The sequence below is a fragment of the Streptomyces sp. AK02-01A genome (assembly GCF_033795305.1).
Taxonomy (GTDB): Bacteria; Actinomycetota; Actinomycetes; order Streptomycetales; family Streptomycetaceae; genus Streptomyces.
This window is the reverse complement of record NZ_JARBAE010000022.1, coordinates 33,618-46,752: the sequence shown is the minus strand read 5'-3', so window position 1 is coordinate 46,752 and position 13,135 is coordinate 33,618. Positions and strand designations below refer to the sequence as shown.

General features: G+C 68.0%; 8 protein-coding genes and 1 pseudogene. 4 read left to right on the top strand and 5 right to left on the bottom strand.

Annotated features, from left to right (window positions below):
* Positions 1-22 precede the first annotated feature (22 nt).
* Positions 23-625, bottom strand: coding sequence for a TetR/AcrR family transcriptional regulator (locus PV679_RS20820; protein WP_319681838.1), 603 nt, complete (start codon positions 623-625; stop codon positions 23-25).
* A 126-nt stretch (positions 626-751) separates the two neighbouring features.
* Between PV679_RS20820 and PV679_RS20815 the strand changes: the two genes are divergently transcribed.
* From PV679_RS20815 to PV679_RS20800, 4 genes are all read left to right on the top strand, one after another.
* Positions 752-1,690, top strand: a complete 939-nt coding sequence (locus PV679_RS20815) for an oxidoreductase (RefSeq protein WP_319681837.1) — start codon at positions 752-754, stop codon at positions 1,688-1,690.
* A gap of 602 nt (positions 1,691-2,292) precedes the next feature.
* Complete coding sequence (locus PV679_RS20810; RefSeq protein ID WP_319681836.1) at positions 2,293-3,516, top strand: alpha-hydroxy acid oxidase; 1,224 nt, start codon at positions 2,293-2,295, stop codon at positions 3,514-3,516.
* Between the two features lie 717 nt (positions 3,517-4,233).
* Entirely contained in the window at positions 4,234-5,676 is a 1,443-nt protein-coding gene (locus PV679_RS20805) for an MFS transporter (RefSeq protein ID WP_319681835.1), read from the top strand.
* Between the two features lie 298 nt (positions 5,677-5,974).
* Positions 5,975-8,272, top strand: a complete 2,298-nt coding sequence (locus tag PV679_RS20800) for a carbohydrate-binding protein (RefSeq protein ID WP_319681834.1) — start codon at positions 5,975-5,977, stop codon at positions 8,270-8,272.
* A gap of 226 nt (positions 8,273-8,498) precedes the next feature.
* Here the strand turns inward: PV679_RS20800 and PV679_RS20795 are convergent, their stop codons facing one another.
* The 4 genes and pseudogenes from PV679_RS20795 to PV679_RS20780 all read right to left on the bottom strand — a co-directional run bounded on the left by PV679_RS20795 (position 8,499) and on the right by PV679_RS20780 (position 12,759).
* Positions 8,499-8,978, bottom strand: coding sequence for a poly-gamma-glutamate biosynthesis protein PgsC/CapC (locus PV679_RS20795; RefSeq protein WP_416069763.1), 480 nt, complete (start codon positions 8,976-8,978; stop codon positions 8,499-8,501).
* Entirely contained in the window at positions 8,978-10,414 is a 1,437-nt protein-coding gene (gene pgsB, locus PV679_RS20790; RefSeq protein ID WP_319681832.1) for a poly-gamma-glutamate synthase PgsB, read from the bottom strand. The genes PV679_RS20795 and pgsB overlap by 1 nt, the downstream gene beginning before the upstream one ends.
* Before the next feature lie 490 nt (positions 10,415-10,904).
* Positions 10,905-12,320: pseudogene (locus tag PV679_RS20785) on the bottom strand (MFS transporter); the annotation flags it as partial.
* Positions 12,313-12,759 carry a MarR family winged helix-turn-helix transcriptional regulator gene (locus tag PV679_RS20780; protein WP_319681831.1) on the bottom strand — a complete coding sequence of 149 codons (447 nt, stop codon included), beginning with the start codon at positions 12,757-12,759 and terminating at the stop codon, positions 12,313-12,315. The gene PV679_RS20780 and the pseudogene PV679_RS20785, both read right to left, overlap by 8 nt.
* Positions 12,760-13,135 lie beyond the last annotated feature (376 nt).

The following is a 13,135-nucleotide window of genomic DNA, read 5'->3' as shown; positions in this document are numbered from 1 at the left end:
AGATCACCGGGACAGCCGTTAGCTAGTGGGCGTGTCGGCCGGCGAGGGCGCGGGCGGTGCGGGCGGCTTGCTCCTCGACGGACAAGCTGGTGTTCCAGCGGCCGGGCAGCATGTCCTGCTGCTGGAACAGGGCCAGTCCGTGGGCTGCCGCGGCGACCTGGACGAGCAGCTCGAACGCCTCGTCCGGGCCGGGGGCGATCTGACCGGTGACGGGCATCAGGTCGTCGTGCAGCGCGCTTCCCGCCTGGGCCAGTTCGGGGTGCCGGGTCTTGTCGAGGCCGGCCAGGAAGGTGATGCCGAAGAGGGCGCGCTCTTCGGCGGCGAACCGTACATAGGCGACGGCGAAGGCCGCCAGTTGCTCGGCGGGGTCCGTGTGCGCGGCCAGCGCGATGCGATAGCGGCGCCGCTGCTCCTGGTAGCCCTTCAGGGCCAGCGAGGCCAGCAGGGCCTCCCGGTCGGCGAAGTGCTTGTAGGGCGCGGACACGCTCACTCCGGCTCTCCGGCATGCCTCGGCGAGGGTGAATCCGTGCGGACCTCGCTCGCCAACGAGGGCGAGGGCGGCTTCCTCCAGCGCGTTGCGCAGGTCTCCGTGGTGGGTGCCGGTGGAGCGCCGTTTGACTGCCATGCCCTTGAGGTTAACACTATTCACCAGAGGTGAATAGCATTCACCATGCATCACAGGGGAGCGGCGAGCCGCTCCCGCTGCCCCGTCGCGGGCCGCCGAGCCCCCGTAAGACACCTGGAGGAACCGATGACCCGATCGAAGCCCACGCGCTGGACAGCCCGTGACATCCCCGACCAGCACGGCCGCACCGCCGTGATCACGGGTGCCAACACCGGCATCGGCTTCGAGACGGCCAAGGCCCTCGCCCTGCGCGGGGCGGCAGTGGTCCTGGCGGTACGGGACGCCGACAAGGGCAAACGCGCGGCGGAGGCAATCGCCCTCGGCGCGCCGACGGCGCGGGTAGGCGTACAGCGGATCGACCTGAGTTCGCTCGCCTCGGTCCGTGCCGCGGCCGGGGAACTACGGGACACCTGCGCCCAGATCGACATGCTGATCAACAACGCGGGCGTGATGTACACCCCGCACCGGACGACCTCGGACGGCTACGAGCTCCAGTTCGGAACCAACCACCTGGGTCACTTCGCCCTGACCGGGCTGCTGCTGGACCTGCTGCCGGCCTCGCCCGCCTCCCGCGTCATAACCGTCAGCAGCGCCGGCCACCGCATGGGCGGCCCGATCGATCTCGACGACCTCGACTGGCAGAGGCGCCCCTACGACCGAACCGCCGCGTACGGGCACTCCAAGCTGGCCAACCTGATGTTCACCTACGAACTCCAGCGCAGGCTGCCCGCCGGCGGGCCCCTGGCCGTCGCCGCCCATCCCGGCGGCGCCGACACCACCGGCTCCCGGAGCGCGATGTCCCACTCCTCCGCTCTTACCCGCACGGCCTTCGCGGCGATCCGGCCGCTGCTCCTGCAGTCTCCCGAGATGGGAGCACTGCCCGTGCTCCGCGCCGCGACCGACCCGGACGTACGGGGAGGTGAGTACTACGGCCCGCGCGGATTCCAGCAGAGCAAGGGTCACCCCAAGGCGGTCCGCTCCAGCCCGCAGTCGTACGACACCGCCCTCCAACGCCGCCTGTGGACACTCTCCGAGGACATCACCGGCGTCACGTTTCACGCGTAGGGCCGAGCCACGCTGTCACAGATGGCTTCGTGCCGCTTCCGTGCGGCCAGTTTCAGCGCTGACTCCAACGAAGGGATGCCTGACGACCCCGAGGTACCTGTTACCGATGCCTGTGTGAAGGGGCCTTTCCACGGGCCCAGACCTGGTGTGCGCGGCCGTGTCCGGCGGCATCATCCGGCTCCGAGCTCATTCGGTCACGGCCCATCGCAGTTGATGTTTCCGGCGGCCATGGTTCCAACCGCCGGAGCGGCATAGTCACGATTGACCGCCAAGTTGTAAGGAAAACGGGCCAACAGTGGATCTGGCCGCGATGGTGCCTGACCTGCCGTCACGAGCCGTGATCGCCGTGGCCACGGTGTCCGGAAGCCGGATCGCGCCTGTGTACCGTGCGGCCCGGACTGCCCTCAGCCGTCAAGACCGGGCGTGCGGTCGGTGAAGCTTCGTGTCCGAGGCGGGGCCGACAGCCGGCCCGCCTCGGACGGCCCGTCAACGGCGCGGCCGACGCCACGGAACGGACATCGAAACGCTCACCCGGCCCGCCGGGAGACGCGGTCGCTCCCTCAGCAGCACCTCCACGGAGCTGCCCCGAACCACACAGGTTGGTGACAGAATTGGCCAAGCGCCAAATACCCAGGCCCGCCGAGATATTCGAGCTGGCGAAGTTCAAAAGGCCTGATCTGAACGCCCGCAGACGTCGGCTGAACGCGGCACTGACCATCCACGATCTGCGGGCGATCGCCAAGCGACGTACTCCGCGGGCCGTGTTCGACTACACGGACGGCGCAGCCGAAGGCGAACTGTCCCTCGCCCGGGCCCGTCAGGCGTTCGAAGACGTGGAGTTCCATCCCTCGATTCTCCGAAGCGTTCCGGAAGTGGACACGAGCACCACGATTTTCGGCGGGCCCTCCGCACTGCCCTTCGGTATCGCGCCCACCGGCTTCACTCGGCTCATGCACACCGACGGCGAGACCGCCGGCGCCGGTGCGGCCGGAGCGGCCGGTATTCCCTTCACGCTCTCCACGCTGGGTACTACGTCCATCGAGGACGTGAAGGCGGCCAATCCTCACGGGCGTAACTGGTTCCAGCTCTACGTCATGCGCGACCGGGAGGTGTCCTACGCTCTGACTCGCCGGGCCGCGGCCGCCGGCTTCGACACGCTCTTCTTCACCGTCGACACTCCCGTCGCAGGCGCCCGTCTGCGCGACAAGCGCAACGGATTTTCCATTCCGCCGCAGCTTACGCCCGCCACCGTCGTCAACGCCCTGCCGAGGCCCTGGTGGTGGTGGGACTTTCTCACCACGCCCACGCTTGAATTCGCGTCGCTGACTTCCACCGGAGGGACCGTGGGAGAACTGCTGGATTCGGCGATGGATCCCACCATCAGCTTCGAAGACCTCACGACCATTCGTGGAATGTGGCCCGGACGGCTTGTCGTCAAGGGCGTCCAGACCGTCGAGGACTCCAAAAAGCTCGCCGACCTCGGTGTGGACGGAATCGTGCTGTCCAACCACGGCGGACGACAACTTGACCGTGCTCCCGTGCCGTTCCGCCTGCTGCCCGAAGTGGTCAAGGAAGTCGGCGCGGACATGGAGATCGCCATCGATACCGGCATCATGAACGGTGCCGACATCGTCGCCGCGACAGCCCTGGGCGCCCGTTTCACTCTCGTCGGACGCGCCTACCTCTACGGCCTCATGGCGGGCGGACGCGAAGGCGTCGACCGAGCCGTCGACATCCTCACCGACCAGGTCGTGAGAACGATGAAGCTGCTCCAGGTCCCATGTCTGGAAGAGCTGACGCCCCAGCACGTGACACAACTCGTGTAAGGAGCGGAAGCGCCAACCGCGGTGGCATACCGCTGTTGCGGCAATGACCACGGGCCTGCGATGACGGCCGTGCCGAGGTGGCCCCCGCGGCGTGCACACTCCGCGGCACCAGACGACGGATGAGCTCTCACCGACGGCGTGACCCCTGTGTCCACCTCCGGAGGTCACCTCATGTGACGCCGGTCGCTGTAGCCGTACCTGCGCGGCTCAGGGCCGCGTGCGGGCGGGCAGTCGCTGTCCCGGCCCGCGCCCGGTCCGCGAGTTCATTCGGCGTCTGTTCGCCGAGTCGGAGGCCGTCCGGGACGACCGGACGGCCTCCGATCCAGCCGGCCCGCGATGCGCGCCGCGACTCCAGTCATGGCGCGCCACGTCACAGGCATTTCCTGAGCGGCAAGCGGCGGAAAGCAGTGGCAAGCGGCGGAAAGCAGCGGCCGCTGTGGTCGATATGCGTCTCGGTCATGCCCGTCCTTCGATTTCGAAGGTTAGCCAATCCTAACAATTATCGGCCCTTGTATGGAAAACCAGCCATCCTCTCTGTCGGGTGTGCCGTCCGGCCATATCACTCCTTCGAGCTCCTCATGATGGTCTTCACGGACGGACTCGCCGAGGAATTCATCCTCGTCCAGGAAGCGATCCGGATCGATTCGGAATGTGCCGGCACGGAATTCATGTCGCGGTGGCACCGAATTTCAGCACCCGATGGAGGAGACGTTTCAGATGTACCAGACTCAGGAGGCCGGACCGGACGCGCCGGTCTCCGTAGCGACAGCGATGTCCCGCACTCAGGAAGCAATCGGACTGATCGTCATCCTCATGGCGAGCTTTCTCCTCGCGGTCGACTTCTCCATCCTGACCGTCGCGCTGCCGACGATCGGGAACGATTTGGGCTTCACCGTGGGAGGCCTCCAATGGGTCATCACGGCCTTCGCTCTGTGTGCGGCCGGGTTCACGCTGTTCTTTTCGCGGCTCGCCGACCGGCTGGGGCGGCGACGCCTGTTCCTCGCGGGTATGTGCCTTCTCGGCGCGGGCTCGCTCCTCGGCGGACTCGCCGCGAATCCGGCGATGCTCATCGGCGCGCGAGTACTCCAGGGTGTCGCCACCGCGATCTCGGTTCCCACCGCCTTGGCCCTCATCACGACGACGTTCCCGGAGGGCAGCAGGCGCGAACGCGCCATCGGCCTCAACGCGACGCTGATGGCGACGGGATTCACGGTGGGAGCGCTCCTGAGCGGAGTGATCACCGAGTCCCTGGGCTGGCGCTGGACCTTCCTGGTGAACCTCCCGGTCGTGCTGGCCACCGTCGTCGTGACACCTCTGGTCATCAGGGCCACGCACGAGAGGTCCACGGCCCAACTGGACCTCTGGGGCTCCATCACGCTGTCGGGCGGGCTCTTCGCCGTCGTCTACGGGACATCGACGCTGACCGCCGCCGGATGGACCGACATCCGGAGTGGCCCGGTCATCGTCGCCGGCCTTCTGATTCTCCTGGCTTTCGTCCGGATCGAGCGCCGGGCGAAGAATCCGCTGATACCGGTCACGCTGTTGACCAGGCGTCATATCGTGGTCGCGAACGGCACCGGCTTCCTGGCATTCGTCACCGAGACATCATTCGTATTCCTGCTCACCTTGTACTTGCAGGACGCGCGCGGTTTCGATTCGCTGCGGACCGGCCTCTGCTTCGGCCTGCTCGGGGTCGGGACAATCGTCGGCGGTGCGGTGGGTCGCCACACCGTCGGACGCCTCGGAAATCGGGCCACTGTCGCGCTGGGGTTCACGGTGCAGGCCCTCGCGACTCTGCTCGTGGGCATGTTCGGCGCCGTCATGCCGATCTCGATGCTGCTCCTCCTGCTGCTGGTGCAGGGCGCCGCGAGCCTTGTGGCCACCGTCGGATTCGTAGTCGCTGCGACGAGCGGCCTGTGGAATGCCGAACAGGGCGCCGCGAGCGGTCTGGCCACCACCAGCCAGCAAATGGGAATCGCCGTGGGCACGCCGCTGCTGGCCGCCGTCTTCACGCTCGTTCTCTCGCATTCCGGCTCGCCGCACGATGCCGCGATGAGTGACGCGCTTTCGATCGCGATCGTCATCAACGCGTGCCTGTGCGTGGGCGGCGTCATCCTGAGCGGATTCCTGGATCGGTCTCGACCAAGGGCTGTCGCGTGATCCCTGGTGGATCAGCGCGCGGCGTGACGACGGCGTCGCTCGGGACCGCCGCCAAGGAACGCGGCTCATCGCCGATCGCCTGCCGTCCGCCGCGCCCGCGAGCCACCGGCGGCCACGCCGAGCCGCGGCCGGCCTCCGCCGCGCGCGTCATCTTTCGTCGCGACCGACTCCTTACGGGATCGCTGGACAGCGTCCTATAGTGACCGCCGACTCGCGATAATCGATAGGCGATGGGAGCAGGATGGACTGGAAACGTCGCGCGCTTGCGTTCAGCACTGCAGCGACAGCGATAGCCGCGTTGACGATCGCCCTTCCGGCGTCGGCCCAGGCGGCGGGCACCACCCTCTACGTCAGCACGACCGGTTCGGACGCGAACTCCGGCACCGCGCGATCCCCGTACCGCACCGTGCAGAAGTGCGCGGCGACCGCCGTCGCCGGCGACACCTGTGTGATCGCTTCCGGCACCTACCGGGAGACTGTCACTCCGGCCCACGACGGGAATGCCTCCGCACGGATCACGTTTCGCCGCGCGGCCGGAGCGGATGTGATCATCGACGGCAGCGACCGGGTCACCGACTGGTCGGTGGTGACCGCCTCGGATCTCTCGAAACTCCAGGCGGCCGATCCTTCCCTGTCCGGGTCGGACTTCTCGGCAGCCGCGTCCGAGGGAAAGATCTTTCAGACCGGCGTCACCCTGAACCCCGCGCTCCCGGGCAATCAGGTGTTCGTCGACGGCGGCATGCTCGGCGAGGCCCAGTGGCCCTATCCGGGCACCGACCCGAGCCGTCCGAACCACAACTACGCCGACTCGGGCACGACCGACACGCTGTACGACTCCGCTCTGACCCAGCCCGCCGGGTACTGGAAAGGAGCGACCCTGACCTCACACAATTGGTTCGTCAGCGAGACCGGGACCGTCACCAGCTCCGGCGTGGGCTCCGTGACCGCGGCCGGACTGCCGGCGTGTGTCGGGCTCAGCCCCAACCAGCAGAACCTCTACTCCCTGACCGGAAAGCTCCAGGCCTTCAGCCACTCCGGCCAGTGGTTCTACGACCAGGCCACTCACAAGCTCTACATGTGGATGGCCGACAACGGTGACCCGAGCGCGCACACGGTCGAGGCGAAGCAGCGCGAAGTCGCCATCGATCTGTCGGGACGCTCGTACATCTCGGTCGTCGGCATCGACATCCGCGCGGCGACAGCACAGACCTCGGCGACGTCGACCCACAACGTGCTGGACGACATGACCGCCAACTACGTCTCCCACTACATCGACCTGAAGGTCGACCCCGGCAAAGTCACCCCGGCGGACGCCTGCGACGTGCTGACGGCCGGCGAGACCACCAGCGGCATCCTCCTGCGCGGCTCGGCGAACACCCTGCGCAACAGCAGGATCCACTACAGCGCCGGCAACGGGGTGCTGCTCTCCGGCTCCGGCAACGTGGTGTCCAACAACCTCATCACCCATGTCGACTACCGAGGCAGCTACGCCGCCGGGATCAATGTGCTCGGCAGCAACCAGACGATCACGCACAACACGGTGACCAACAGCGGCCGCAGCGACATCAACATCGACAACAAGGTCGCCGGGACCACGTCGTCCGGCCATGACATCAGCTACAACGACCTCTCCGACTACGGCAACCTGGTCGTCGACGTCGGCGCGATCTATGTCTGCTGCCAGGTCGACCTCGCGGGCACGAAGATCCACCACAACAACCTGCACGACGCGGCGCTGTTCGCGGCGAGCGCTCCCGCGCCCGGCGTGTACCTGGACCTGTCCACCTACAACGGGACCGTGTACGACAACGTCGCCTGGAACCGGACCACATACGGAGTCGTGCTGATCAATCCCAACGGTGGCAGCACCTCGGGCAACAGGATCTACAACAACACCAGCGGCACGGATCCCAAGTCCGTCAGCCTCTTCGGCGGCACGTACTCGGACACCGAAGTGGCCAACAACATCGGTGACGCGGACACCATGGCCGGGGTGACCTCCTCCAACAACCTTCCGCACACCTCCGACCCACAGTTCACGAACCCAGGCGCACACGACTTCACACTCAAGCCGACATCGCCGGCCCGCGGCTGGGCGGTGGTGCGTCCGCCGGCCACCGACGGATACACCGACGCCGCGCCCAGCGCCGGCGCCTACCAGTACAGGGCTCCCCTCTGGAAGGCCGGGGTGGCGACGGAGACGACGAAGGTCCAGGCGGAGTCGTATGCCGAGGGCGCCGGTGTCTCCACCCACGCCGCCGGTACCGGCACCGTGCTGGGCAGCTTCGACGGCGGTGACTGGACCAGGTACGACGACGTGGACTTCGGCAGCGGCCGAGACCTGCTCGCCGCCGACCTCGGCAGCGAACCGCCCTACTCGGGCGGCCGGTTCGAGATCCGGGTCGACTCCTCGACCGGCCCCGTCATCGGCGCCGTGACCGTGGAGAACACCGGAGCGTGGGACACCTATCTGAGCCAGACGGTTCCGATCACACCGACCAGCGGTGTGCACGACGTCTATCTGAAGGCTCTCGGAACCGGTCCCGGTGTCGCGAACATCGACCACTTCTCCGTGTTCAGGATGGTTCCGCGGTAGAAGACGCGCGCGGCGTCCGGGACGACGGCGCCCGCCGGCCACGGAGGGCGGCCCCGGTACCGGACGCGGTCCGCACCGATCACATGGACTGGCCGGTCCTCGCCGTACGGTGAGGACCGGGCACCCTTCGTCAAGCCCGGGGGTCCTCCTTGGTCAGCCTCCGCCGTCGGCCGGTGAGCGGCTGTGTCCAAGCCGGGCATCAGCCGTACGCAGGTCTGCTGCCGGGTCAGGCGGACGGCAGGGCGCCGAGCAGGATGCCCGCGGTCAGGACGACATAGGCCGTGAGCGTGACCGTGCCGGTGGCGAGCACGGTCGCGCCCTTGGGCTGGCGTACGACCTGGTAGGTGATGAGGCCCGGCACGATGAAGCCGAGTGTCTGGTTCGCGTACATCAGCGGGAATTCGAGAGACAGCACGATCAGCAAAGCGCCCTGGAGGAGGACACCGATCATGACGACCGCGGAGAACAGACGCTTTCCGTAGAGGATCACGAAGCGCTGGACGAGCAGCGTGGTCACATACGTCAGTACGGTCACGCCGACGGCCATGGCGGCGCGCTGGAGGTCCTCGACGAGCGTCAGTGCCAGCCAGCCCGGCGTGATCATGCCACCCGGGGAGAGATTGGTCGTGAGGTAGCAGACCAGGGAGAACATCAGGCCCAGACCGATGCTGACGGCCGCGATCTCGGGAGGGAGGACCCCGGGCATCAACGAGGTTCTCCTGGGTTCCGTGGCGCCGTGGAGTCCCAAGGGCCCGTGGGATGCGAAGAGTTCGAGTGGTCCGGCGAGTGCGGAAGCCGCGGATACTTGGCGTGGTGCGGCCGCTGTCGGCGGGACGAGGGATGCTCCGCCGGATCGGTGGTGTCACCGGAGCCGGCACGCGGACGCGGCCGTGGATCCGGCGCGGACACGGAGCCACCGGAACCGGCATCCGGCACCTCCCGGTCCTCCGGGTCCGCCGTCTCGTCCGGCGCCAGCTTCGCCAGACGCTCCAGCAGCAATTCGCCCTGACCATGGATATTGCCGATCGCCACCAGCGAGGAGTCCGGTCCGAGCATGCCGAGCAGCTCCCGTGTGAACTCCGCCGGATCGCGCTTGTCGCCGCCCAGATCCACCGCCCGCGACCGCCACTCGGCCGGAATCGCGTCGATCGCGCTCTTCGCCGGGTGGCCGATCACAAAGACCTTCTCCGGCTGGAGTTCGGGGATGATCTCGCCCATCTGGCCATTGCGCTCGATCCGGTCGGGACGGCAGTTGATGACCACCTGGAGCGGACGGTTGACCGCGCCGAGATCGAGGAGCTGGTTGATGTTCATCAGCGTCGACTCGGGGTCGTTCGCGGCGAACGCGTTCGCGAACCGCAGCCGCTTGCCGTCGTGCGTGAGATAGCGCCGCACGGAGAGGACACCCGGGTCCGGCGGTGCGTCGTACATGCCCTGGAGCGCCGTCCCGCGCTCCACGCCCAGCAGCTCGGCCACCTTCAGCGCGATGGCCACGTTCTCCTTGAACGTGAACCAGCCGAAGCCGCGCAGCTCCTCGTCGGAGACCGTCTCCGGGTCCGCGTAGATCAGTTGGCAGTTCCGGGCGTCGGCCTCCTCCTGGAGGATCGCGAACCGGTCCTTCTCCGCCGTGACACAGATACCGTCCTCCGGCATGGAGCGGGACAGTGAACGCGCCACATCGTCGAGAGTCGGACCCATCTCGGCGAGATGGTCCTCCCGTACGTTGCACAGCACCCCGATCGTGGACCGGATCAGCTTCGACTGGTTGATCTCCTGGAGCGCCGGTGTGACGGCCATGCACTCGACCACCAGCGCGTCGGGGCTGTACGCGGCAGCCCGCCGCACGATGCCGATCTCCTCCGCCACATTGGCGACGCCGAACTTGCGGTGGATTGGCTCCTCGGTCGCGTCCGGGTGGATGAACCGGGCCGCCGTACCGGTGGTCTTGGCGACCGTGATCAGCTTGCCGCCGCGCAGCGCGCCCGCGCACAGCCGGGTGATGGAGGACTTGCCGCGGATCCCGTTGACCAGCACGCGGGTGGGGATGCGGTTCAGGTTGGCGAAGTGCCGTGCCTGTTCGACGACGCCCGCGACCAGCAGGATCGTGCTGCACGCGAGCAGCACGTAATAGAGGAAGAGCACGTGCGGTCAGATCCTTTCGGCGGGGACTGACGGCGCGCCTGCGCCGCTCCTGGAGCTGCCGGCGCGGCGGTTGTGGTGCGTTCGAGGACGGTGGTCATGTCCGCGGGCTCCGTCTGGTCGCCGATGTGGGTGGCGACGGACAGCAGGTCGGCATAGCCCTCATTGAGGGCGCGGCGCACCCGGTCGGTGACGGTGTCGGTACGGTCGCGCTGGTCGCTCACCGGCTGTTGCGGTACGACGAGGACGTCCCCGGCGCGGTTGAAGCAGCGGCATCATCGGGGCGGGACCGGACGAGCAGGACGATACCGCCGCCGGCCGCGCGGCCCGGGCGCCGACACGCCACCAGTGCCGATGACGAACAGGGCGGCGCACGACCGATGTCCTGGGCGGCCAGGATCCGCTGTTCGAGGGCGTTGAGGTGCTCGCGGCGTGGACCCCGGGTGGTCTGCGGCGCTTGCGGCGTAACGGCCGAGGTGTTCCCGTCCGTCGCGCGGCCCAGCGTGCGGTCGAAGACGTTCAGGAGGAGGTAGAGCACGCCTGCGCCGAGCATGATCCAGGCGAGGTGGTGCATGCCGCCGGTGTCCGCGCGCTGCCCGAAGGAAGCGGCCGTCGTGGAGGAGGCGACCATCGAGCCGACGTAGGCGAAGGTGCGCAGCAGGCCGGCAGAGGAGGCGGTGCGCTCGGGATCGGCCTGGAAGTAGACGGAGTTCTGCAGGGCCAGGTTGTTCAGACCCTGCGGGACGCCGAAGATCAGGGCGACGAGAATCAGCATCCACACGGCGCTGTCCCCGGTGAGCGTCAGCATCACCACACAGGCGACCACCTGCCCGAGCGCGCCGACGAGCAGCTTGCCGCGCACGCCCTCGCGCCGCCCGGAGACGATCGAGATGCCGATGGCCACCAGGAACATGGGGATCTGCACCAGTCCGGCGTGGAAGGGCGAGAGCCCGACGCCCTCTTCCGTCCACTGGGTGAAACCGTAGAGAAAGGAGTAGGCGACGACGTAGGCGACCAGCGCGCGACCGTAGGTGACCAGCAGTGGCGTGTTGCCGCCCAGCACCCGCAGGTCGATGAACGGGGCGGACGCCCGTAGCTCCCGCACCGCGAACGCGGTGCTCGCGGCGGCGGCGATCACCAGCAGATACCAGTCGCGCAGGTGCAGGTTCATCAGGAACAGCAGCAGCGAGATCAGCGTCACGGCGAAGAGCGCCATGCCGGGCAGGTCGAGCTGGGCGGCGAGGCGTCCGCGCTGCGGAGACTCTTCTGTACCGGTCTTCTCTGTACCGGACTCCTTTGCAGCGGCCTCCTTGGGCAGCCGGAGCAGTCCCAGCAGCACGGCCGCGACGGCCAGCGGCACATTCAGCGCGAAGGTGGCGCGCCAGCCGCCCAGCTCGATCAGCAGGCCGCCCAGCAGAGGGCCGATCACGGCGATGGTCTGGTTGGCGACGGCCAGAGCGGTCAGCACCCCACCTGGACTGTCCTGCCCGGTGCGCTTGGCCTCGCTGCGCAGCAGCGCCATCGCGGCGGGATACCCGGCGCAGGTGCCGAACCCGAGCAGGACCCGCGAGGCGATCAGCATGCCCATGTTCGGCGCCAGAGTGCCGAGGACACCGGCGATCCCGACAAGGCTCGTGCTGACGAGGAAGAGCCTGCGCGGCCCGAAGATGTCGATGAGCCGACCCACGACGGGCTGCCCGAGAGCAGTGGCCAGGTAGAGGGCCGAGACCAGCCACGCGGTCTGCGAGGGCGGCACGCCCAACGCGTCGCCGATGGGTATGAGCGTGACGGCGATGATCGTCGAGTTGATCGGGTTCAGGACCGAGCCCAGCATCATCGGCGGCAGCAGCCGCCGGTCGAAGCCCGCCGTCGCCGTCCTGCCTCGCCCCGCTGTCCTCTGATCAGTCATGGGTGAGGCGCTCCAGTACTGCCATGGCCCCGATCACGGCCCGCCGTTCCTCTTCCGTGCACTTCTCCTGCAACTCACCGGCGAGCCATTCCTGTCGGGCCTGCCGACCCTCCTCCACCCGCCGGTGCCCCTCCACGGTCAGCGCGATCAGCAGACGGCGCCCGTCATCGGGGTCCGGCCGCCGTTCCACCAGACCCAAGGCGGTCAGCGACGCGACCGTCGCCGTCATCGACTGGTGGCGCACTCCCTCGGCCGAGGCAAGCTCACTGGCCGTGACGCCTTGCCTGCCGGACAGGCGAGTCAGAACGGACGCCTGCCCGAGAGTGATGTCCTCGGCTTCGGCGGCGTTCAGGATGCGGCGCCGCAGGCGGCTGATGACCGTACGGACCTCTCGCGAAGCCTGAATAGCCGAGGGCGACAGGCGCGGGCTCTCATTCATGCGTTCCACACTAGAACCCGCAGCCTAAGTTGTACAGTTTATCTGTACAGCTTGGGCTGCTTGACGAGCCACTCCGCAGGGCCCTTTCAGGCGCTGGTCACGCGCTGTCGGTGGTGTCCTTGCCGCTCTTCGCGGAGTTATCAACTCGGCCTGCGCGCAGGTGAATGCGTCGCCCGAGGCCGTGTCCGTGGAGACGCGTCCGGCTGGGCCCTCGGGGTGCTGATCGTGGTGCCGGCTCGCGTCGACGTCGTCTGCCGACGCTCGGGACGAAGCCTGAAGCGCTCCACCTCCCGTCTTGTGGCCGAGCCCTGCGGGGATGCGCTCGGTGTTGACCCGTGGGTGCGCGGCGGCAGTTCCGCTTCCTGTCCGTCGGAGG